The sequence below is a fragment of the Arthrobacter sp. R3-55 genome (assembly GCF_054161505.1).
Genome location: NZ_CP096423.1, coordinates 3,371,585 through 3,394,041 on the forward strand (window position 1 = coordinate 3,371,585; position 22,457 = coordinate 3,394,041).

Below are 22,457 nucleotides of genomic sequence, written 5' to 3' on the forward strand. Positions count from 1 at the left end.
CTTGAGAATTAGACCGCTCGCTTCCTTAGCCGACGACGTTCCCGCTCAGAGAGTCCGCCCCAAATTCCGAACCGCTCATCATTGGCGAGGGCATATTCCAAGCACTGCGAACGGACGTTGCACGCACCGCAGACTTTTTTGGCATCCCTGGTGGAACCGCCCTTTTCCGGGAAGAAAGCTTCCGGATCCGTTTGTGCACAGAGGGCATCAGTCTGCCAACCAAGTTCACCTTCGTCATCGAAGTCGCCTTGGCCCGGAAGCCCGATCCACACAGGTTGTCCCGGTGTTTCCAGTGGACGGCGCACCTCCATGGGAGGGTCGTCCAGGTCTTCGTCCGGACCTGCAGGCAGATCGCCGATCAGAGCCTCATGTGCGGCAAGGAGGGCAGTCGCCTGATCCTCCAAGGAGTCCTGCACATTCTGGTTGTAGCGGTCTGCCGCTTCCGGATCCGCTGGGTCGACGTACCAATCCCCCGGTACTTCCCGCGAACGGTATTTCACCGACGCATGTTCTGCGACGACTGCATCTTCCTGGATACGCAACGCTTGCCCCATGGCGTCCCTCCTGATTTTGCAGCTGCTGCGTGGATGTGTTTCCGATTCCCGGCGACGTTCCGGTCATCTGTGCAGCGGCGTTTGATTACTAATTACACGCGTGTAACTACCCGTCAGTCAAGCTGCGCCGGGATAATAATCAAGAATCCGCGGAAACGTGGGATGCGCCACGCCCAACATTTTGCCCGTGCCGCTACGTGTCTCCCCGGGGAAACGGGAGGCCCAGATCAATCTACGTGAAGTTTCATTGAATTTCCGGGGAAAATTAAGCCTCGGGACGCGGGAGCCCACCGACTGGAGAAACCGGGATGTGTCGCAATTCACAATCCCCGCAATATTCCCAAGGACGGCGGGGGCCACGTGGCAAGATTGACGCATGAGCATCCCGGCAGAGAACCTGATGACCGCCCTGCGATCCGGCCATTCAACCTCACCACGGCTGACGTGGTACGGGCCTGATTCGGAGCGGGTGGAACTTTCCGGCCGCGTTCTGGATAACTGGGTGGCCAAAACCAGCAATCTCCTCCAGGACGAACTGGATGCCGAACCAGGCATGGCCATCCGGCTTGACCTCCCAGCGCACTGGAAGTCTTTTGTCTGGGCCCTTGCCGGGTGGCAACTGGGCATGGAGGTGGTCTTTGACGGGACGTCGGCAAATCTCCTGGTCACCGACACGCCCGACGACGGCGCCGGGGCCGGCTTCGACGCCGTGGTCGCAGTGCCACTCGCGGCACTTGCCATGCGCTGGCCCGGCGAGCTGCCATCCGGCGTCGTTGATTATGCCGCGGAAGTCCGCTCCCACGGCGACGTCTTCATGGCGCACAACGAAGCCGCGCCGGACCTGCCCGCAGTGCGGGGTGCCTCGGAGCTCACGCACCAGGCCCTCATTGAGGAGTTCGCCACCAGCCAGGAACCCGGGGTCCGACTCCTGGTACGCGCAACCGAAGGCTTGGAAGCCTGCCTGGCAGCTTCACTGGGCGCATGGCATGGCGATGGCTCAGTGGTACTGGTGCATCCGGACCTCGACGTGACCGAGCACCTGCTGGAGAACGAGCGGGTCAGCCGTTCTTAGCGGAAGGCAACTCGCCGGTGCCGGGATTGGCGGCTCCGGCGTCGCTCTTGGCCTTGTGGTGGACCTCGATGATCTCGTGGTCATGCGAGAACTCGGGCTCGGCATCCAGCTCTTCGTTGAACACCCAGAAGCGGTAGGCGAAGAAACGGAAGATGGTACCCAGGACGAGGCCAACAACGCTGCCGGCGATGAACAGCGACGGCTTGTCGTTAAGGTCCAGGATGTACTTGGCGAACCACACACAACCGGACGCAATCAGCAGCCCCACCAGGTTCATGATGGCGAACAGCACCGCCTCACGGACCACATTGGCCTGTTTACGGTGGCGGAAGGTCCAGAAACGGTTGGCGACCCACGAGAAAATACTCGCAACGATCGTCGCAATCGCCTTGGCCCACACCTCGCTGCCATGCATCGGTCCGGAGAAAAGCCAGATGAAAACGGCCGAGTCAATGACAAAAGCAACACCGCCGACAGCGCCGAACTTTGCCACTTCACGCCAAAAAAGCGAGGCAAGTCCGCGGATGCGATCTGCAAGTGTGGTGATCATGACCCTCCATGGCCGTTGAAAAGGTGGGCCAATGGGCCAAGCCCATTTTAGCGCCGTTTTCCCTGCGCTGCCTTTGCGGCGACTGTGAGAACGCCGATACCGGCCCCCTCACAGGGGCGGAAGCTGTGGAAAACCAGCAGCACGGGTGCCGGAAACAGTGATCCTGCCGCCGGTTCGGTAGGCTGAACCTTGTGACTTTTCCAGTAATTGGCGTTGTTGGCGGCGGCCAGCTCGCACGAATGATGGCCCCGCCCGCTACCGCTTTGGGCTTCGAACTGCGTGTTTTGGCTGAAGGTGAGGACGTTTCGGCTGTAGCCGCCGTGGCCACGGCCCCGATCGGCGACTACAAGGACCTGGGAGCTCTCCTGGAGTTTTCCAAGGGCTTGGACGTACTGACTTTCGACCATGAGCATGTCCCCACGGAACACCTGCAAGCCCTGCTGGATGCCGGCGTCAATGTCCAGCCGGGCCCCGACGCACTGGTCAATGCCCAGGACAAGCTGGTGATGCGGGCTGCGATTGACCGCCTCGGACTTCCCAACCCTGAATGGTCCGCAGTCCACGGCGTTGATGAGCTGGTGGCTTTTGGTGATCGCATCGGCTGGCCCGTGGTCCTGAAGACACCGCGCGGCGGCTACGACGGCAAGGGTGTCCGGATCGTCGACTCAGCAGAGGACGCCGTGAACACAGCCGAGTGGTTCCAGGCAATGAGCCCCTTGCTGGCAGAGGCCAAGGTGGACTTCAGCCGCGAACTGTCCGCTCTGGTTGCCCGCACGCCTGGAGGCGAATCCCGGGCCTGGCCCGTGGTCCACACCATTCAGGTGGACGGTGTCTGCGACGAAGTTATTGCACCGGCCCAGAACATTCCCGTTGAGGTAGCCGCGGCCGCCGAGGAAGCCGCTTTGCGCATCGCCAACGAGCTCGGTGTCACCGGCGTCATGGCGGCAGAGCTGTTTGAGACACCGGGCGTGGGAGCGGGCTTCCTCATCAACGAACTCGCCATGCGCCCGCACAACACCGGCCACTGGACGCAGGACGGATCCATTACCAGCCAATTCGAACAGCATCTTCGGGCAGTGCTGGACCTCCCTCTGGGGGCAACGGACGCCTTGGCACCGGTAGTGGTCATGAAGAACTTCCTCGGCGGCGAGAACCAGGACCTGTACAAGGCCTTCCCCATGGCTTTGGCCTATGAGCCCGCAGCCAAGGTCCACTCTTACGGCAAGTCAGTGCGCCCCGGGCGCAAGATCGGCCACGTCAACCTCGTAGGCACGTCGGTCTCCGACGTCGACTCTGTCCGCCAGCGCGCCACGATCGTGGCCAACATCATCCGCGACGGCCGCCAGCCCGAGCAGACCACCCTTGAGGAGACCTCATGACGTCAGAATCAACAGCCCCGCTGGTAGGGCTCGTGATGGGCTCGGATTCAGACTGGCCCGTCATGGAAGCCGCAGCGGACGCCTTGGCCGAATTCGGTATCCCCTTTGAAGCGGATGTCGTTTCTGCACACCGCATGCCCACCGAGATGATCCGGTACGGCCAGACCGCGCACCAGCGTGGGCTGCGGGTCATCATCGCCGGTGCCGGCGGCGCCGCCCATCTCCCCGGCATGCTGGCCTCGGTGACACCGCTCCCTGTCATCGGCGTCCCTGTTCCCCTCAAGACATTGGATGGCATGGATTCCCTGCTGTCCATCGTCCAAATGCCCGCCGGTGTTCCCGTGGCCACAGTCTCCATTGCCGGTGCCCGCAACGCCGGACTCCTTGCCGTCCGGATGCTGGCCTCCGGAACGGACGAACTCGCCGCCAAGCTCCGCGCAGACCTGCTCGACTTCGCCCAGGAGCTCAATGACGTTGCCACCAAAAAGGGCGAAAACCTGCGCCGCAAAGTAGAGGAAGTCTTCTCCCCGGCCAACGCTTCAGCCCGGAGCCCCCGCTAGGAAGGCACCGGTTGACTACCATGCACAAGACTACGAATCAGCCCGGTTCCGCCCTGACTGATCCCGTCCGATATCCGTCCGGGGCCAGCGCCCCGGTACGGACCAAACGCGCCTTCGTGCTGGTCCTGCTCACCCTCTTTATCCCCGGCAGCGCCCAGATTGTTGCCGGGGACCGGAAACTTGGCCGGGTAGCGCTGCGTGTCACGCTCACCGTGTGGGCCCTGGCACTGGTCACTCTTTTCATCGCCATGGTGAACCGCACCTTGTTGCTCAGTATCTTTACCCATCCGGTTGGCTCACTGTTCATCATCGTGGTGCTCGTGGCCCTGGCACTGGGCTGGGCCTACCTTTTCCTCAACACCTTGCGGATCATCAGGCCGGCCCTCCTGGCACCCGGAATGCGGCCCATCATTGCCGTGGTTCTGGCCGCCTCAACGGTGCTCGCCAGCGGTTCACTGGGTTACATCGCCTACGTCCTCAATGTCAGCCGGAACGCCATCGGAAGCATCTTCAATGCCGGTCCGGCCATCGATCCCGTGGACGGGCGGTACAACTTCCTCATGATGGGCGGCGATGCCGGTGACGACAGGACGGGCCGCCGCCCTGACAGCCTCTCCGTCATCAGTGTTGACGCAAAGACCGGCGAAAGCGCCATCATTTCGGTCCCCCGCAACCTTCAGAACGCCCGGTTCAGCGAAGGTTCGCCCATGCGGGAGATCTACCCGGACGGCTACAACTGCGGCGACGAATGCCTCATCAACGCCGTGAACACCGAGGTCACCAACAACCATCAGGATCTCTACCCGGGCGTGGCTGATCCCGGCGCGCAAGCCACGCTGGAAGCCGTCTCCGGCACGTTGGGAATCACCGTCCAGGCCTATGTCCTGGTGGATATGGACGGCTTCGCCAAACTCATCGACGCCATGGGCGGCATCCGTATCAAGGCCGGCGGCTGGGTTCCCATCAGTGGGCCCGTCACAGACGAAGCCAACGGAATCCATGGCATGCCCGATGGCTGGATCCCTGCAGGGGACCAGCACTTGGATGGCTTCCACGCCCTCTGGTACGGCCGCTCCCGCGAATTCGTCGATGACTACGCCCGCATCGCCCGGCAGCAATGCGTTCAGCAGGCCATGCTCAAGCAATTGGACCCGGCTACCCTCCTGACCAAGTTCGAGGACATCGCCAACGCCGGAACCAAAGTTGTTGATTCCAACATCTCCTCCAACCAACTGGGCAGCTTTGTGGATCTTGCCCTGAAGTCCAAGAACCAGCCCGTCAAGAGGCTCACCATCGGGCCCCCGGACTTCGACGCTTCCTTCTCCACCGTGCCGGACTTCGACCTCATCCACTCCAAGGTCCAGGAAGTCCTGGCGCCGTCCAACGCACCCAAGGCCGATGACGCCGTCGTGACCCCCAACGGCGCCGCGGCAGGAACCTTTGTGGCGGCAGCGGCTCCAGCAGGGCGACTGCCGGCAAGCCAGCTTCCCTCGCCGTCGGCGGACTTCACTCCGGTGACCACCACACCTGATGGCACACCGATCACCATCGAACTCCTGAACGGCCTCAAGGCCCAGGGCGACGAACAAGGCATCCGTGACCTTGTGGCTACCAACGGACAGTGCGCACCGCTGTAAGCTTGCAGGTCCGTTCCACCCCACGTCCAGCGCAACGATAAGGACTTTCTTTCGTGTACCAGATTGAGAATGTTTTGCGACCCTACGCGTGGGGTTCGACGACGGCGATCGCAGACTTGCTGGGGCGGCCGGCATCAGGTGGCCCCGAAGCCGAAATGTGGATCGGCGCCCACCCGGACTCCCCCTCCACAGCCGTGCATCCCAACGGCGTCACCCAGCCCTTGGACGCCTTGATCGCCTCGGATCCACTGCGATGCCTGGGCGCCGAAAGCCTCAACGAGTTCGGTCCGCGACTGCCCTTCCTCACCAAGTTGCTGGCAGCAGAACAGCCGTTGTCCCTGCAGGTTCACCCCAGTCTGGAACAGGCACAGGAAGGCTTCGCCCGGGAAAACGCGGCCGGAATCCCTGCCGACGCAGCGGATCGCAACTACCGGGACAACAACCACAAACCGGAGATGATCTTCCCCCTCACGCCTTTCAAAGCCCTGTGTGGCTTCCGGTCTCCAGAGGCTTCCCGGAGTATCTTCGAGCACTTGGCCCAGGTCCTCGATTCGGCGCCAGTGGACGTGCCCCCGGTCCTGACAGAAATCATCGCCGACCTCGCCGGGAGTGAGGAACCAACAGCCCTTAAGGCAGCCTTCAGCCGCCTGATCCAAGGTGGCACCGACATCTCCGATGCCATCGACGAGGTAGTGGCGGTCCTGTCCGCCGGCGCTCCATTGGAGCCGCACCGGGAAGCCCTGACGGCAATGCTGGATATCAACGAGGCCTTCCCAGGTGATCCGGGCGTCCTCATCTCACTGCTCCTCAACCACCTGTCCCTGGAACCCGGCGAGGTGGTCTACCTGCCCGCGGGCAATGTTCACGCCTACCTTCATGGGCTGGGGGTGGAGGTCATGGCTTCCTCGGACAATGTGCTTCGTGGCGGGCTGACTCCCAAACACGTGGATGTTCCGGAACTGTTGAAGACCGTTCGCTTCGAAGCACTCGGAGTGCCGCGCGTTGAGGCCGGCGGCACCGAGTTCGGTCAGGAACTGTACCGCCCGCCCTTCAAGGAATTCCAGTTGCAGCGCATTGAACTTGGGCCGGGTGCCGAGCCGGTTCCCCTGGCGCAATCCGGACCCGCCGTCGTCGTGGTCGTAGCGGGTTCGGTGCTGCTCGACTCCCCCAAAAGCGACCTCCGGCTCCATCGCGGTGCGTCCGCTTTCATTCCGGACCTTGAGGCACCCGTGAATGTCCATCCGGTGCAGGGCGCCACGGAGACCAGTGTCGCCTTTGCGGTGACCACAGGTCTGGGGAACTGATCCATGGAGTTTTTCCTGCAAACACCTGCCTGGGCTGCTGTTCAGCGTTCCCTCGGACGCCGCGTCCATGAACAGTCCGGCCCCGGCTGGAGTTTCTTGGCCATTGAGGAGAAGAACCCGGCCGGCAAGGTTATTTATGCCCCCTACGGTCCGGTGGCCGAGTCGGTCGAAGCTTTCGACGCCGCCACCGCTGCCCTGGTGGCACTGGCCAAAAAGGAGCATGCGGTCTTCGTCCGGATGGAACCTGCAGCGGCTGGATTCACGGCGTCCGACGCCGGTCCCCTCCTTCGCGCGCGCGGCTTGCGTCCCGCGCCGGTCAACCAGCAGCCCGAGCTCAGCTGGATCGTGGACCTGGACGGGGACTTCAAGGACGTCCTGGCCGGCATGAAGCCGACCAACCGGAACCTTTACCGGAACATCCACAAAAAAGGCGTGACGTTCCGCGCTTCCCAGGATCCTGCGGATATCTCGGTGCTGCTGCATTTCCTCCACCTGACAGCGGCCCGCAATGGCTTCAAGCCCCAAAGCGACGAGTACCTCACCCAAGTGGCCGCGTCCCTGCTGCCCTCCGGCTCCGGAACACTCTTCATCGCTGAGTTGGAGGGCGAACCAATCGCCGCTGCCTTCGCCTATGACTCTGCTGACACCCGCGTTTACGCGCACGCGGCCTTGGACGATACCCACCGTAAGCTCAGCGCGGGCATCCCCCTCCTGGTGACGCTGATGGCCGATGCCAAGGAGAAGGGCCTCAAACACGTGGACCTTTGGGGTGTGGCACCGGAAGACCAACCGGACCACAAATGGGCGGGCTTCACGGCGTTCAAGAAGTCCTTCGGCGGCCGTGAAGTCTCCTACCCCGGCACGTGGGACCTCCCGGTGAACAAACTCCGCTACGGCGCCTACCAACTGGCCAGAAAGCTCCGCGACAAAGTCCGCTAAGCCCGGACCTTCCCCTTGCGCTGACGGCCGCCGTCGATCAGGCGTACCGCCACCACCCACTTTGAGCCCGCCCTGACCTCGACGCACCCTGTTTCCCGGCGCGCCCCGAGGTTTCCAGATTCAAAGTAGGTGGCGAAGGCACCCCCACCCTTTAGCAACCGTAAGCCGCCCGGACACAGAGAAGGACGGCGAGTATCGCGAAAGCGGCATCAAATCGACGAGGTACGAGGAGATAGCCGCCGAGCGATGCTCGCCGTCCTTCAGTTAAGTGCGGAGGGTTACGGCTTGCGCGCGTACGTCTCCCACTTGGAAGCGTGGTGCTCGGCCTCAACAAAGCGGACCGTCCCGGACTTGGAGCGCATCACGATGGACTGCGTCATGACGCGGTCCTTCTGGTAGCGCACGCCGTGGAGGAGGTCGCCGTCGGTGATGCCGGTAGCTGCGAAGTAGCAGTTGTCCGAGGTGACGAGGTCGTTGGTGGACAGCACACGGTCGAGGTCGTGTCCGGCGTCGATGGCCTTCTGCTTCTCTTCGTCCGACGTCGGCCAGAGGCGGCCCTGGATAACGCCGCCGAGCGACTTGATGGCACAGGCTGCAACGATGCCTTCCGGGGTGCCGCCGATGCCCATGAGGGCGTCGACGCCGGTGCCGGAGCGGGCTGCTGCGATGGCGCCGGCAACGTCGCCGTCCATGATGAACTTGGTGCGGGCACCGGCCTCGCGGATTTCTTCCACGAGCGGGCGGTGGCGGTCGCGGTCCAGGATCATGACGTTGAGCTGGTTGACCTTGACGCCCTTGGCCTTGGCAATCAGGTGCAGGTTCTGCTTGACGGGCAGGCGAAGGTCCACCATATCGGCGGCTTCGGGGCCGGTGACGAGCTTCTCCATGTAGAACACCGCGGAGGGGTCGAACATGGATCCACGCTCAGCGACTGCCAGCACTGCGAGGGCGTTGTTGATGCCGAGGGCGGTCAGGCGGGTTCCGTCGATGGGGTCGACGGCGACGTCGCACTCCGGGCCGGTGCCGTCACCAACCTGCTCGCCGTTGAAGAGCATGGGGGCTTCATCTTTTTCGCCTTCACCGATGACCACAACGCCGTTGAAGTGGACAGTGTGAAGGAACGAACGCATGGCGTCGACGGCTGCGCCGTCTGCCTTGTTTTTGTCACCGAAACCTACCCAGTGGCCACCGGCAATAGCCGCAGCCTCGGTGACACGGACGAGTTCAAGCGCAAGGTTGCGGTCGGGTTCGTCGATACCGACGGCGAGCGACGGCGAAATCGTGGAATACTGCTGGGTCATTGGTGCAGGAGACACTTGAACCTCTTCTTCGAGTGACGATTCACGGGACCGGACATGGTTGCGCGGGGCAACCCGGGGTTCCTCTATCAACGATCATAGTCGCCACGCCCGCTGCGGGTCGTTGGATGACCACGGTGGTCAATCCAGGTGGTGAGGTTGCCGGATGTGTGTTCCCTGCCGGGATAGGGGATCATGGACGGGTGAGTGAAACGCAGGACAAGCCCGCAGCAGAGAACCCCTCCGGCGCTGCAGCGGCTCAGGAAAATGACGCCCAAGCAGCCCCGGATGCCCCCTACAAACCCGTGATTGCGGCGAAAGCTGCCAAGCGGGCCAACGCTTCGGTCATCGGCATGGTCATAGCGCTGCTTGTCTGCGTGCTCGCTTTCCTTCCCATCGTTTTGATGAACCCGGCGCCCAAGGGCGAGGGTTTCAGGCCCGATGTTGATGTGGCGGCGATCGCCCGCAACGCCACAGGTGTGGCGGGATTCACACCGGTTACCCCGGACACGGGCGACACATTCAAGCCCAACTACGCGCGTTGGGAATCCGGCAGCGGAAGCGGCGTTCCTACTTGGGAGATCGGCTTCCTGACCCCCAAGGAAGCGTTCATCGGCCTGACCCAGACCAACCAGGCCAATCCCACCTGGGTCCTGCAGCAAACAGAGAACCTTCCCGTGACCGGCACGCGCAACGCCGGCGGCCAGGACTGGGAGCTGCGGGATTCCGGCAAGGAAAAGCGCAGCATGGTCCTTGAGTACCGGGGCACCACCCTCATCCTGAGCGGCACCGCAAGTCTTGACGAGTTCGCAACCCTCGCCGCCGCCGTCGTGAAGTCTGCCGAGCAGGCGCCTCCTGCAAGCGCACCTGCTTCTGCCACCGCTTCGGCTCAACCGTCCGCGTAACCGGCGCAACAGTTTCACGGACTGGCCTGCCCGCGTCGTAAAGTAAGGCTCGTGCCTACTTACCTGACTCCAGCCCTGGCGTGGCGCCGTCTCCGCGAGGGCAACGAACGTTTTGTTTCCGGCGAATCCCTGCACCCCAACCAGGATGCTTCGCGACGATCTTCCCTGATTGAGAACCAGAATCCTTTTGCCGTGATCTTCGGCTGCTCGGATTCCCGGCTCGCTGCAGAGATCATTTTCGACCTGGGCCTCGGTGATGCCTTCGTGGTCCGAACTGCCGGCCAGGTCATCGATGACGCGGTCCTCGGTTCCCTGGAGTACAGCATCAGCGAACTCCGGGTTCCGCTGATCGTGATCCTCGGCCATGACAGCTGCGGTGCCGTGAAAGCCACCAAGGCTGCGGTGGAAACGGGCGAGATGCCCCCCGGCTTCATCCGCGACCTCGTGGAGCGCATCACGCCATCGGTCCTGACTGCCAAGCGCAACAACCAGGACGATGTCAACGACATGGTGGTGGAGCACGTCAAGCAGACTGCGTCCCGCCTTGCTGACAGCTCGCGTGTGATTTCCGACGCCATCGACGACGGCCGCGTGGCGCTGGTTGGTCTCTCCTACAAGCTCGATGAAGGCCGTGCGGCCCTCGTTTCCGGGATCGGCAAGCTTTAGGACTACGTGCTCCGGCCTCAGCGCCGGAGCACGTAGCACTCCCCTGCGGGTTTTCTGTGCGGCGTCCAATCGCCATAAGCTAGCCCCATGACTTCCACCACTGAGTTCCGTATTGAACATGACACGATGGGCGAAGTTCGCGTCCCCGTGAACGCCCTGTACCGCGCCCAGACACAGCGTGCTGTGGAGAACTTCCCGATCTCCGGCAAGACGCTTGAGCGCACACACATCGAGGCCCTGGCCCGCGTGAAGAAGGCAGCTGCACTGGCGAACGCCGAACTGGGGGTGCTCGATGGTGAGCTCGCCGAGGCCATCGCCGCCGCTGCCGATGAGGTTGCCACCGGCAAGTACGACGGCGACTTCCCGATCGACGTTTTCCAGACCGGCTCCGGCACGTCCTCCAACATGAACACCAACGAGGTCATCGCCGAGCTCGCATCGCGTGCCCTCGCAGCCGCCGGGAGTGACAAAGTTGTCCACCCGAACGACCACGTGAACGCATCGCAGTCCTCCAACGATGTCTTTCCAACATCCGTACACGTCGCCGCCACGTCGGCCTTGATCAACGACCTGATCCCGGCGCTGGAGTACCTGGCAGCTTCCCTGGACCGCAAGGCCGTGGAGTTCAAGGACGTCGTGAAGTCCGGCCGCACCCACCTCATGGATGCCACGCCCGTGATGCTCGGCCAGGAGTTCGGCGGCTACGCAGCGCAGGTCCGCTATGGCATCGAGCGCATCAACGCCGCACTCCCCCGCGTTGCCGAAGTTCCCTTGGGCGGCACCGCTGTGGGTACCGGAATCAACACCCCGGCCGGCTTCCCGGAACGCGTCATCGAGCTCCTCGCCGCCGACACCGGCCTGCCGCTGACCGAGGCGCGCGACCACTTCGAGGCACAGGCCAACCGCGACGGCCTGATCGAGGGCTCCAGCCAGCTGCGCAACATCGCGATCTCCTTCATGAAGATCAACAACGACCTCCGCTGGATGGGTTCAGGTCCCAACACGGGCCTTGGCGAAATCGCCATCCCGGACCTTCAGCCGGGCTCGTCCATCATGCCGGGCAAGGTCAACCCCGTCATCTGCGAAGCGTCCATCATGGTCTGCGCCCAGGTCATCGGCAACGACACCGCCATCGCCTGGTCCGGCACCAACGGTGCGTTCGAACTCAACGTCGGCATCCCCGTCATGGCTGCCAACTTGCTGGAGTCCATCCGCTTGCTGGCCAACACCAGCCGCGTCATGGCCGACAAAATGATCGACGGCATCACCGCCAATGTGGAGCGCGCCCGCTTCCTGGCCGAGGCGTCCCCGTCCATCGTCACCCCGCTGAACAAGTACATCGGGTACGAGAACGCTGCAAAGATCGCCAAGATCGCCGTCAAGGAAGGCCTGACCATCCGCCAGGCCACCGAGAAGCTCGGCTTCGTCGGTGAAGGCGAAGGCCAGGTCACCGAGGCACAGCTGGACAAGGCCCTGGACGTCACCACCATGACGGCCCCGGCCCACAAGGCATAGCACCCAGCGCCCTTACTCACGCACGACGACGGCCGGTACCTTTCGCACGAAAGGTACCGGCCGTCGTCGTACCCCGGAGTTTTTGTACAGCAGACGCCCCTAATACCCTGCCTCAAGGGCATCTGCTGTACAAAAACTTCTGACTCTTTTTGCACTTTCTTTCATAGAGTGCAAAACTTTATTTGGTGAGCAATAGTGCAAATATCGACGGCGGCCTCCGCGAGCGCAAGCGGGCTGCCACGCGGACGGCCATCACCGCCGTCGCGCGTTCCCTGACCGCCGAGCATGGCCTCAGCGGCTTCACCGTCGAAGAAGTCTGCGAAGCGGCCGGAATTTCGCGCCGAACCTTCTTCAACTACTTCCACTCCAAGGAAGACGCCGTCATCGGCTCGTTTTCGGATGAGTTGCCTGCCGAGGCCTTGGAGGCGTTCAACCGGAATCCCGCCCGCACGCCGGACAGCATCTCCGGCACGCTCCTGGCAGCCTTGCATGTCCTGACGGTCACCTTGATGGAACGTTCCTCCATCAGCCGGACCGAAGTTCAACAGTTCATCGCCGCCATCACAGCCGAACCCCAACTCCTGGCACGGCTCACCCTCGAAGGTGAGGCCCGCGAACGGGAGTTCGCCTCGCTCGTTGCCGCCCGTGAAGGGCTGGAGCCGGAGCATCCCGAAGTCGTTACGGCAACAGCCTTGTTCGGGGCAGTCTCCAAGAAGACTGCCCAGCAGTTCTTCTCCGAGGAGAACACCCGTCCGTACCGCGGGATCCTCGAACAAAACCTCAACGCAGCACGGAAACTCTTTGCCCAGCCGCTGGCCACGAACCACCAACTGGGCCCCAATCCCCTTGAAACCTCGAAGGACCCCGCATGAGTACAATTTCGAAGGCAGCAGAACCGTTGCTGCTAACCCAGAAACGTATCTGGATCATCTTCTCGGCGCTGATTGCAGGCATGCTCCTGTCCAGCCTTGACCAGACCATCGTCTCCACCGCCATGCCCACCATCGTGGGCAAGCTGGGCGGGGTGGAGCACCAGGCCTGGATCACCACGGCCTATCTCCTTGCCACCACCATCGTGATGCCCATTTACGGCAAGTTCGGTGACATCCTGGGGCGCCGCAACCTGTTCCTCATTGCCATTGCACTGTTCACGCTGGCCTCCGTGGGCTGTGCGTTCGCCACGGATTTCTGGGGCTTCGTCATCTTCCGTGCCATCCAGGGACTGGGCGGCGGCGGGCTGATGATCCTGTCGCAGGCGATCATCGCTGACATTGTTCCGGCGAAGGAACGCGGCAAATACATGGGCCCCCTGGGCGCCATCTTCGGTCTCTCCGCCGTGGCAGGACCCCTGCTGGGCGGGTTCTTCGTGGACCACCTCACCTGGGAGTGGGCTTTCTACATCAACATCCCCATCGGCATTGCGGCCTTCATCACCGCCTGGTTCACCCTGACCCTGCCGAACAAAAAGGCCGAGAAGAAGATCGACATCCTGGGTGTCCTCTTCCTCTCTGCAGCTACCACCTGCCTCATCTTCTTTACCGACTTCGGTGGCAAGAAGGACGAAGGCTGGGATTCACCGCTGACATGGGCGTTCGGTGCGGGCATGGTCCTGGCAGCATTTGCCTTCGTGATGGTTGAAAGGCGTGCCGAGGACCCCATCATCCCGTTGAGCTTGTTCAAGAACCCCATCTTCATCAACGCAACTGCCATTGGCTTTACGCTGGGCTTGGGAATGTTCGCTGCCATCGCTTTCGTGCCCACGTTCCTGCAGATGTCTTCGGGCACCTCAGCCGCTGAATCAGGCCTGCTGATGCTTCCGATGATGGTGGGCTTGATGGGTACGTCCATTTACTCCGGTATTCGCATTTCCAAGACCGGCAAGTACAAGATGTACCCCATCCTTGGTGCAGCGCTGACCATCGTAGCCATGCTGTGGCTGACCACGCTCGCGGCGTCCACCCCCATCTGGGTCATCTGTGTCCAGCTGTTCATCTTCGGTGCCGGTCTGGGCCTGATCATGCAGGTGATCGTCCTGGTGGTCCAGAACTCCGTTCCGGCCGAGCAGATCGGTACTGCCACCAGCACCAACAACTACTTCCGTGAAGTAGGAGCCTCGCTGGGTGTGGCCGTCTTCGGTGCAATCTTCACCAACCGCCTGTCCGAATCGCTGACCGAAGCATTCACCGGCGCGGGCGCTTCTGCCGAGCAGGCTTCGCAGTCCACCAGCACCTTGGATCCCCAGGCATTGTCACAGCTCCCTGAGCAGTTGCGCGACGCGATCGTCAACGCTTATGCCAATTCGCTGGCACCGGTGTTCTGGTACCTGGTGCCGTTCATTGCCATCGCACTGATTCTGGCCATCACGCTCAAGCAGATCCCCCTTTCGGATACCGCCGGCATGGTGGCACGTGGCGAGGCAGTGGGCGGGGAGGAAGCTGACCGACTTGAGGCGGAGCGGCTGGAGACCGCGCGTTTGGAAGCGGAGCTTGAAGCTTCGGATGGCATTGACAAGGACCGCCCCACAGCCGATGCGGGACGTCGGTAAGGCTAGTCCTCCACTTGGTACGCCACGGGGCCTTCGGGCTCCGTGGCCAGCCTGATGGCTTCATGGTTTCCGGCGCTCATCTCCGGAAGGTCGTCCAGGGCAAACCATCCCACGGCGAGCGATTCGTCGTCGTTGACCCGGGCTTCCCCGGATACGTACCGGCAGCGGAAGATGATGTCCAGGAAGTCGCAGACGTCACCGTTGGGGAAGGTCACCGGCCCTACGACTCCGACGCCGATGATCCGTTCGGTCTCAGCCACCACTGCTGTTTCTTCGAAGATTTCCCGTACCATCCCGGGAGCCGGGTGTTCCCCCGGCTCCAGCATTCCGGTAATCAGTGCCCAGTGGCCGTTGTCTGCACGCTGGCCCAACAACACCCTGCCTTCGTCGTCGAAGACCACTCCCCGCACGGCCGGCAGCCAGAGGGGATCGTTGCCGATCTTTTCCCGCAGCTTCAGCACGAACTCTGGTGCACCCATGGCGTCAGCTTTCCTTCAATTCGATGGTGGCGTGTGAATTCTTCAAGGTGAGGGTGTCGCCGTCGAGCTTCTCCGCCACACCCGCTGGCATCAGCATGCCGCAGCCCGGTGAACACCGGGAATACGGCGAGGGTTGCAATTTGGCTGCAGTTGGCTCATGGCGAAAACCTCATGCCGGCAGGACCGCCATGGCGGCAGCCGCACCCGCCAGCATAAACGGGCCAAAGGGGATGGCCGAACGCAGCGTTCCACGGCGGGTAGCCAGGATGGCAAGGCTCCATAGTCCGCCCAGGATGAAAGCGGCGAACGTCCCGGCGAACACGTGGCTCCACCCCAGGTAGCCCAAGTAGAGGCCCAGCACACCCGCCAGCTTGACGTCACCAAAGCCCATGCCGGGCGGGTGGATGAGCCTCAACACGAAGTAGAAAAGCCACAGCACAGCGCCTCCGGCGAGGACCCTGAGTCCGGGCACAGCGAACAGGTCCGCAGAAAGGTGATGTTCCGGACCTACGTCGGCGAAGAGTGTCAGGAGCGATGCCGCCACCAACAACACCCCTGCCACAGCGTAGGAAGGGAACACGATGCGGTTGGGCAACAGGTGGCTCCGCACATCGATCACCGTGAGCTGGACAGCCATCACCAGGAAATACAAACAGGCGGCCATCACCAGCCAGAAGCCCAGCGGGCTGGCATCCCAGAGGTCGGAGAGTCGTCGGATCACTCTCGGATGCTATCCCGCTTTGGCCGCTGGGCCCGCTTGAAAGGCTGCGTAAACTGTGGATATGGGGAGCTACAGTGCGGGAGGACCGGGTTTCGACTTGTCCTCCACCTTCCGGAATCTTTGCCGTTCTTCGCCGTGGAAATGGACGAGCCTCCGCTTCGAGTACCTGGAAAGGCCCGGGACGGGCTCCACCATGGTCCGCGCATGGCTGAGGCGGCCGGGAGCTCTTCGCCTGGAAACACCGGACGGCCAATTACTCCACAGCACCACGGGCATCAACGACTCCCGGGATGATCTGTACGTCTCCTCAACACGCCGCTCATGGTTGCTTCCTGCCCATCTGGTGACGCCGGTATACGACGACGCCGGTTTGGTCCGCCGCCGACCGGAGGCCGCTTACGGGGAGCCCTCCTTCGGCAACGGCCGACTTGCCGCTGCCCTGGATCCAGTAGAACTGGCCGGCAACGCGCCGGTTCCCCTTGAATTCCCGGACACAAACCCCGTTTTCCTTGAGCAACCGCGGGAGGTGGACCACGAGGGCCGCCTTGCGTTGGAAACCATCGTCACCCGCAGCAGGACCTATGTTCCCTCGGATCCAGCCGAGCCTTTGGCCCACACCGGACGAACGTTGATCAGGGTCGATGCCGGCACAGGGGTTTGCGTTGCCAGCCAAAGCCTGGACGGGGACTCGTCGGGAAAAGGACATTGGCTGAAGATCCTGGCCGTGGACGAGTACATGCTGGACGACCTTTTCCTGGCTGAGTCGATGAACCTGACGGACGTTCGACGCCACATCCCGTGGGACATCGGCCCCGCCGCCTGAAGAACGCCCGCCGAGGTACCGCCGAGGTCCCGCCGAGGGGTGAGCTCCCGGCACTATCGACGTCGCCAAAGTCCCGAGATCCAGCCCCTCAGCGAACGGTGCCGGACGGGACTGCCTACAAAGAGCCTCCCTGGGGTGTGACTCGCATGCCTCCCCCTGTCGGGCTAAGCTACGGCGATGACCTCGCTGGCAGACATCTGGCCCCCTTTCGGACTCACCCTCACCACCCCGAGGCTGACCATCCGTCCAGTTTTCGACGACGACATTCCCACCGCGGTGGCTGCTGCCCGTTCCGGCGTCCACGAGCCCGGCAAAAGTCCGTTCAGTACCCCTTGGACCGACCTTCCGGATAATGAGCTCGCACCCAATATGGCCCAGTGGTACTGGCGGTGCCGCGCCAACTTCACCAAGGAATCCTGGACGCTCCTGCTCGCAGTCTTCAGTGACAACGAGTTCCTCGGCGTCCAGGACATCGGCGCCAAGGACTTCAACACCTTGAAAACAGTCAGCACTGGCTCCTGGCTCAAGCAGTCCGCCCAAGGCAAGGGTTTCGGCAAGGAGATGCGTGCCGCCGTCGTGAGTTATGCCTTCGATTTCCTGAAGGCCGAAGTGGCCGAATCCGAGGCGGCCCTCTGGAACCAGCAATCCCTGGGCGTCTCCACCAGCCTGGGCTACGAGCCAAACGGCATTTCCCGGGAAGGCTGGGGAGACAGAGTAGAGGAAGTCCAAAAAGTCCGCCTGACCCCCACCACTTTCAAACGCCCCGACTGGACCCTCAAAGTCCACGGCCACGAAGCCTTCTCCTACTATCTTGGAATCGAAGAACTTCCGGCGGGTGACTGAAAAGGCGAAGGCCAGGCATCCGGCAGCGTGCGTCAAAAGCGAGGAACGAGCTAGCACGCAGAGGATGTCTGGCCTTCGCCGAAGGCGGCACCGCGTCGATGGGGTTAGATTTCAGCCCCTTCGAGTAGTTCCGTCACCAGCGCAGCAATCGGCGACCGCTCAGAACGGGTCAACGTGATGTGACCGAACAGCGGGTGGCCTTTGAGTGTCTCTACAACAGCGGCGACACCATCATGCCGCCCCACGCGGAGGTTGTCGCGCTGTGCGACATCGTGGGTGAGGACGATCTTGGAGTTTTGTCCGATGCGGCTCATGACGGTGAGGAGGACGTTCTTTTCCAAGGATTGCGCCTCATCAACGATCACGAACGCGTCATGCAAGGAACGCCCGCGGATATGGGTCAGCGGCAGTACCTCGAGCATGCCACGGTCCATGACTTCCTCAACGACTTCCTGGCTCACCAGGGCGCCAAGGGTGTCGAACACGGCCTGGGCCCAGGGGTTCATTTTTTCGGACTCGGATCCCGGGAGGTAGCCGAGCTCCTGGCCGCCTACAGCGTACAAGGGGCGGAAGACCACTACTTTGCGATGCTCGCGGCGTTCCAGGACAGCTTCCAGGCCCGCACAGAGGGCCAGCGCGGACTTGCCGGTGCCTGCGCGCCCGCCGATGGAGACGATCCCGACGGCGGGGTCCATGAGCATGTCGATGGCAAGCCGTTGCTCGGCCGAGCGTCCGTGGAGCCCAAAGACATCGCGGTCGCCTTTGACGAGGCGGACTTGTTTGTCGGCACCCACCCTGCCCAATGCCGATCCACGGTTGGAGAGGAGGACCAGCCCGGTGTTGACGGGGAGTTCGGCGGCTGCGGGGATGAACACGGGCTCGTGTCCGTAGAGTGTGGTGATTTCGTCGTCGTTGGCTTCCACTTCGGCCATGCCGGTCCAGCCGGAATCCTTAACGAGTTCGTTGCGGTACTCGTCCGCCTGCAGGCCCATGGCGGACGCCTTGACGCGCATGGGGAGGTCTTTGGAAACCACAGTGACGTCGTTGCCTTCATTGGCCAGGTTCTTGGCCACGGCCAGGATGCGGCTGTCGTTGTCGCCTCCACGGAATCCTGCCGGCAGCACGTCCGGGGAGATGTGGTTCATTTCAACCCGGAGCATTCCACCGTCGTTCCCGATGGGGATCGACTGGTCCAGTCCGCCGTGTTCGATCCTCAGATCGTCCAGGAGTCGTAGCGCTTTGCGGGCGAAGTAGCCAAGCTCTGGATCGTGGCGTTTACCCTCCAGTTCGCTGATGACCACGATGGGGACGATGACTTCGTGTTCAGCGAATCGCAATAATGCGTGGGGGTCGGACAACAGGACGGACGTATCGATGACGTAGCTGCGGCCTGTGGCGGACTTTTTGGTCCGCGCTGTTTGTGGGACGCGCTTGGCGCGAGAGGTAGCTGCACTTTCCCCGTCGGAAACCATTGCGGGCAGTTGCTCAGAAATAGCCACATCGACTCCAGCCCCGGGCAGTTCGCCCGGCCTAATGGTGAAGCGGCTCGGCCGGAAGGCCGGGCGTGGCCTCCCATGTAACTGGTGCGATGTTCCGCTCCATGTACTGGCCTCCCCGATCAGCGGGCGGTTTTGCCTGCTGATGTGATTAACGTAATCCCGGACACATTCATTTCCGCAACCCACGCCCGGCAAGTCGCATGTCCGGCTCGTTAATTTTTGATGAACCGGAAAGCCCTATGTTCCGTAGCGGCGCTGGCGCCCGGCATAATCCCTGAGTGCGCGCAGGAAATCGACCTTGCGGAAGGCCGGCCACAGTGCCTCACAGAAGTAGAACTCGCTGTAGGCGCTTTGCCACATCAGGAAGCCGGAGAGCCGCTGCTCACCTGAGGTGCGGATGACCAAGTCAGGATCGGGCTGGCCCCGGGTGTAGAGGAACCGGGAGATGTCGTCCACCGAAAGTTCATCTGCGACCTCCGTCATGTTCCGCCCCTTGGCGGCGGCGTCGTGCAGGAGTTCGCGGACGGCGTCGACAATTTCGCGGCGGCCGCCGTAGCCCACGGCGACGTTGACATGGATCTTCTCGTGGACCGGTGTGCGGGCCGTGAGTTTGTTAAGCCGTTCGGCGAGGTAGTCCGGCAGGAGTTCAGGAGCACCCATGGCGTGGACAGAGACGTCCTCGTCTTCATCCAAGCGATCCATGGTGTTCGCGATGATGCCCATGAGAAGGTCCAACTCTTCACCGGAGCGGTTCATGTTGTCAGTGGACAGCATGTAGAGCGTCACTACTTTGACGCCGAGCTCCTGGCACCACCCGAGGAATTCGTGGATTTTGTCTGCACCGGCTTGATGTCCTTGGCTGGTGGGTGCGTTGAACTGGCGGGCCCACCGGCGGTTCCCGTCCACCATGACACCGATGTGGCCCGGGATCTGGTCCTGTTTGAGGGAGCGCAGGAGTTTGCGCTCATAGAAGCCATAGAGGAAACCGGGCAGCTCCACGCCACTCTCACCTGACTTCCTTGCTTGTACGACGACGCACATCCTAGGCTACCTTCCCCAGCTGGCGAGCCGGTGCAGCGGAGGGTCAAAATCCACCAACCACTTGTTACCCAGCAGTAACTTACTGAAACGTAAGTTATGGTTTAACCATGGCTGAGCTCCTCGAAACCAAGCCCGTCTGGCGTGGCTGGATCCACGCTGTCGCGGCTCCCTTTGCCCTGGCCGCGGGCATCGTCCTGGTGACGGTCGCCCCCACGGCGGACCGAAAAATCACCTCCGCCATCTACGCACTGACCGGCTTCCTGCTGTTCGGCGTCAGCGCGGTGTACCACCGGGGAAACTGGTCCCCCAAGGTCCGCATGATCCTCAAGCGGCTGGATCACACCAACATCATGCTGGTCATCGCCGGCAGCTACACTCCGCTGGCTTGGTCCCTGCTGGAACGCTCCGAGGCTGTCACGTTGCTCTGGCTTGTCTGGTCCGGAGCGATCGTTGGAGTGCTCTTCCGGGTTCTATGGACGCACGCTCCCCGATGGCTGTATGTGCCCGTGTACATCGCTTTGGGCTGTGGAGCATTGTTCTACTTACCGCAGTTCTTTGCAGCCAATGCCGCCGCAGCCGTCCTCATTTGCGTGGGCGGCGCCCTCTACATTGCGGGCGCGGTGTTTTACGCCATCAAGAAGCCGAACTTCAGCGTCAAGCACTTCGGCTTCCATGAACTCTTCCACGCCTTCACCGTGTTGGCTTTCGCGGCGCACTTCATCGCCATCATGATGGCGGTCCTGAGCTAGGTTGACCCGGCCCCTCAGCGGGTGCGGGTACCGGCGTCGCCATTCTCTTCCGGGGTGCCATCCAAAGGCGCCGCAGTACCGGCGTCGGGAGTCAGAGTACCGGCGTCGGCGGGCTGACTGGCCTCTTCCTCAGCCGCCAGACGCGCTTCCTCCACCTGTGCCCGGTACCTGACGCGCCTGATGCGCCTGACCATGTCCACAATCAGGAACGTGGTAAGGATCACGATGAAGGCTGTCAGGACGAAGCCCCACGTACCCGGGGTCACCTGGTCCTCGGACAGGCCGGGCCGCAGTGTGCCCGAGGGATTGGGCGACGGAGTGACGGACAGGGCGAGAATCAAGTGGTGCACGTTCAAACCTTCTATGGGAGCTCATGCATGCCGACAGGCAGCGGGTAGCCGGAAGCTGGTTGGCCCGGCAGCAATTTCTACAGGCGATAGAAACTGCCGGAGTTCCTATCTTATCCCTGCGAACAGGTCCTTCTCCGGCAGCTCGGACGGGACCGTGGACTTGATCAGGGTGTAGTCCTCCCAAGGCCACGCCGTCCGTTGCAGATCCGGTGATACCGCGAAGAAGAATCCCAGGGGATCGATTTGCGTGCGATGCGCCCGGAGTGCGTCGTCGCGGGCTTCAAAGAAATCACCGCAATCCACCTGAGTGGTGGTCTGGTGCCCCGGAGGGACGGGGGTATGGCCCTCGGCGTCGGCTTCCAACCAGGCGGCAAGGCGCTCGGCGTAGGGAGACTGCAATCCTGCCTCTTCCAACGCAAAGTGCAGCGCACGGAATCGTTCGGGACTGAAAGCACGGTCGTAGTAAAGCTTGCTTGGGGCCCACGGCTCTCCCATGCCCGGGTAACGGTCCGGGTCACCGGCGGCATCAAAGGCTTCCACCGCCACCTTGTGGGCCATGATGTGGTCCGGGTGCGGGTAGCCCCCGTTTTCGTCGTAACTCAGAATCACGTGCGGCTTGAAACTGCGGACCAGCCGGACCAGGGGCGCCGAGGCACGTTCAAGCGGCTGGAGTGCGAAGCAGCCCGGGGGCAGCGGCGGCAGCGGATCACCTTCCGGAAGGCCCGAGTCGACAAAACCGAGCCAACGCTGCTGAATTCCCAGGACAGCAGCTGCGTTTGCCATTTCCAATCGCCGGGCGCCGGCCATGTCCCTTTTCGGGTGTGGCGCATCTTCCATGGCCGGGTTCTGAATGTCGCCGCGTGAGCCATCAGTGCACGTAGCGACCATCACTTCCACTCCCGCGGCGGCGTACATTGCCATGGTTGCCGCGCCCTTGCTGGACTCATCATCCGGGTGTGCGTGGACGGCGAGCAGCCGCAGCTGCTGGTCGGAACTGCTGGACGCTGTCACGTGACGGCTCCTCTTTC

Annotated in this window: 23 protein-coding genes; 14 read left to right on the plus strand and 9 right to left on the minus strand. The window is 62.5% G+C overall.

Annotation, left to right across the window (positions count from 1 at the left end; genetic code table 11):
• Positions 1-8: 8 nt before the first annotated feature.
• Positions 9-554: a WhiB family transcriptional regulator gene (locus tag M1D51_RS15430; RefSeq protein WP_458107107.1), complete on the minus strand. Its 546-nt coding sequence runs from the start codon at positions 552-554 to the stop codon at positions 9-11.
• A 376-nt stretch (positions 555-930) separates the two neighbouring features.
• Between M1D51_RS15430 and M1D51_RS15435 the strand changes: the two genes are divergently transcribed.
• A complete protein-coding gene (locus tag M1D51_RS15435; RefSeq protein ID WP_458107108.1) occupies positions 931-1,626 on the plus strand; it encodes a TIGR03089 family protein in 696 nt (231 codons plus the stop codon).
• Here the strand turns inward: M1D51_RS15435 and M1D51_RS15440 are convergent.
• Entirely contained in the window at positions 1,613-2,176 is a 564-nt protein-coding gene (locus M1D51_RS15440) for a GtrA family protein (protein WP_172324610.1), read from the minus strand. The two genes, M1D51_RS15435 and M1D51_RS15440, sit on opposite strands and share 14 nt — an antisense overlap.
• 191 nt (positions 2,177-2,367) lie before the next feature.
• On the opposite strand from M1D51_RS15440, the gene M1D51_RS15445 reads away from it, so the two are divergent.
• From M1D51_RS15445 to M1D51_RS15465, 5 genes are read left to right on the plus strand one after another with little or no spacing between them, the layout of a single operon-like run.
• Entirely contained in the window at positions 2,368-3,555 is a 1,188-nt protein-coding gene (locus M1D51_RS15445) for a 5-(carboxyamino)imidazole ribonucleotide synthase (protein ID WP_458107109.1), read from the plus strand.
• Positions 3,552-4,115, plus strand: a complete 564-nt coding sequence (gene purE / locus M1D51_RS15450) for a 5-(carboxyamino)imidazole ribonucleotide mutase (protein WP_172324608.1) — start codon at positions 3,552-3,554, stop codon at positions 4,113-4,115. Before M1D51_RS15445 ends, purE begins: the two co-directional genes overlap by 4 nt.
• A 20-nt stretch (positions 4,116-4,135) precedes the next feature.
• Complete coding sequence (locus tag M1D51_RS15455) at positions 4,136-5,752, plus strand: LCP family protein (RefSeq protein ID WP_458107110.1); 1,617 nt, start codon at positions 4,136-4,138, stop codon at positions 5,750-5,752.
• Between the two features lie 53 nt (positions 5,753-5,805).
• Positions 5,806-7,056 (plus strand): mannose-6-phosphate isomerase, class I, encoded by a 1,251-nt coding sequence (gene manA / locus M1D51_RS15460; RefSeq protein WP_458107111.1) that lies wholly within the window; start codon positions 5,806-5,808, stop codon positions 7,054-7,056.
• Positions 7,057-7,059: 3 nt separating this feature from the next.
• A complete protein-coding gene (locus M1D51_RS15465) occupies positions 7,060-7,995 on the plus strand; it encodes a lipid II:glycine glycyltransferase FemX (protein ID WP_458107112.1) in 936 nt (311 codons plus the stop codon).
• A 278-nt stretch (positions 7,996-8,273) separates the two neighbouring features.
• Here M1D51_RS15465 and glpX read toward each other — a convergent pair whose 3' ends face one another.
• Entirely contained in the window at positions 8,274-9,296 is a 1,023-nt protein-coding gene (glpX, locus tag M1D51_RS15470; protein WP_011774031.1) for a class II fructose-bisphosphatase, read from the minus strand.
• Between the two features lie 200 nt (positions 9,297-9,496).
• Here glpX and M1D51_RS15475 point away from each other — a divergent pair, with 200 nt between their 5' ends.
• From M1D51_RS15475 to M1D51_RS15495, 5 genes are all read left to right on the plus strand, one after another.
• A complete protein-coding gene (locus M1D51_RS15475) occupies positions 9,497-10,198 on the plus strand; it encodes a DUF4245 domain-containing protein (protein WP_458107113.1) in 702 nt (233 codons plus the stop codon).
• A gap of 51 nt (positions 10,199-10,249) precedes the next feature.
• Entirely contained in the window at positions 10,250-10,864 is a 615-nt protein-coding gene (locus M1D51_RS15480; RefSeq protein WP_172324499.1) for a carbonic anhydrase, read from the plus strand.
• Positions 10,865-10,951: 87 nt separating this feature from the next.
• A complete protein-coding gene (locus M1D51_RS15485) occupies positions 10,952-12,379 on the plus strand; it encodes a class II fumarate hydratase (protein WP_172324498.1) in 1,428 nt (475 codons plus the stop codon).
• Positions 12,380-12,564: 185 nt separating this feature from the next.
• Positions 12,565-13,251 (plus strand): TetR/AcrR family transcriptional regulator, encoded by a 687-nt coding sequence (locus tag M1D51_RS15490; protein WP_458107114.1) that lies wholly within the window; start codon positions 12,565-12,567, stop codon positions 13,249-13,251.
• Positions 13,248-14,924, plus strand: coding sequence for an MDR family MFS transporter (locus M1D51_RS15495; RefSeq protein WP_458107115.1), 1,677 nt, complete (start codon positions 13,248-13,250; stop codon positions 14,922-14,924). The genes M1D51_RS15490 and M1D51_RS15495 overlap by 4 nt, the downstream gene beginning before the upstream one ends.
• Positions 14,925-14,926: 2 nt before the next feature.
• Here M1D51_RS15495 and M1D51_RS15500 read toward each other — a convergent pair whose 3' ends face one another.
• Complete coding sequence (locus M1D51_RS15500) at positions 14,927-15,403, minus strand: NUDIX hydrolase (protein WP_458107116.1); 477 nt, start codon at positions 15,401-15,403, stop codon at positions 14,927-14,929.
• Positions 15,404-15,572: 169 nt separating this feature from the next.
• On the minus strand, positions 15,573-16,124 hold the full coding sequence (locus tag M1D51_RS15505; RefSeq protein WP_458107117.1) for a prepilin peptidase: 552 nt from the start codon (positions 16,122-16,124) through the stop codon (positions 15,573-15,575).
• A gap of 61 nt (positions 16,125-16,185) precedes the next feature.
• On the opposite strand from M1D51_RS15505, the gene M1D51_RS15510 reads away from it, so the two are divergent.
• Together M1D51_RS15510 and M1D51_RS15515 are read left to right on the plus strand one after the other, a co-directional pair.
• A complete protein-coding gene (locus tag M1D51_RS15510; RefSeq protein WP_458107118.1) occupies positions 16,186-16,947 on the plus strand; it encodes a hypothetical protein in 762 nt (253 codons plus the stop codon).
• 177 nt (positions 16,948-17,124) lie between these two features.
• Positions 17,125-17,790, plus strand: coding sequence for a GNAT family N-acetyltransferase (locus tag M1D51_RS15515; RefSeq protein ID WP_458107119.1), 666 nt, complete (start codon positions 17,125-17,127; stop codon positions 17,788-17,790).
• Positions 17,791-17,894: 104 nt separating this feature from the next.
• On the opposite strand, the gene M1D51_RS15520 is transcribed toward M1D51_RS15515, so the two are convergent.
• Together M1D51_RS15520 and M1D51_RS15525 are read right to left on the minus strand one after the other, a co-directional pair.
• On the minus strand, positions 17,895-19,289 hold the full coding sequence (locus tag M1D51_RS15520) for a PhoH family protein (RefSeq protein WP_172325284.1): 1,395 nt from the start codon (positions 19,287-19,289) through the stop codon (positions 17,895-17,897).
• Between the two features lie 237 nt (positions 19,290-19,526).
• Entirely contained in the window at positions 19,527-20,330 is an 804-nt protein-coding gene (locus M1D51_RS15525) for an isoprenyl transferase (RefSeq protein ID WP_458107120.1), read from the minus strand.
• 107 nt (positions 20,331-20,437) lie between these two features.
• Here M1D51_RS15525 and trhA point away from each other — a divergent pair, with 107 nt between their 5' ends.
• Positions 20,438-21,079, plus strand: coding sequence for a PAQR family membrane homeostasis protein TrhA (gene trhA / locus M1D51_RS15530; RefSeq protein WP_458107121.1), 642 nt, complete (start codon positions 20,438-20,440; stop codon positions 21,077-21,079).
• 14 nt (positions 21,080-21,093) lie between these two features.
• On the opposite strand, the gene M1D51_RS15535 is transcribed toward trhA, so the two are convergent.
• A complete protein-coding gene (locus M1D51_RS15535; protein WP_458107122.1) occupies positions 21,094-21,429 on the minus strand; it encodes a hypothetical protein in 336 nt (111 codons plus the stop codon).
• Positions 21,430-21,534: 105 nt separating this feature from the next.
• A complete protein-coding gene (mca, locus tag M1D51_RS15540; RefSeq protein ID WP_458107123.1) occupies positions 21,535-22,440 on the minus strand; it encodes a mycothiol conjugate amidase Mca in 906 nt (301 codons plus the stop codon).
• Positions 22,441-22,457: the final 17 nt, after the last annotated feature.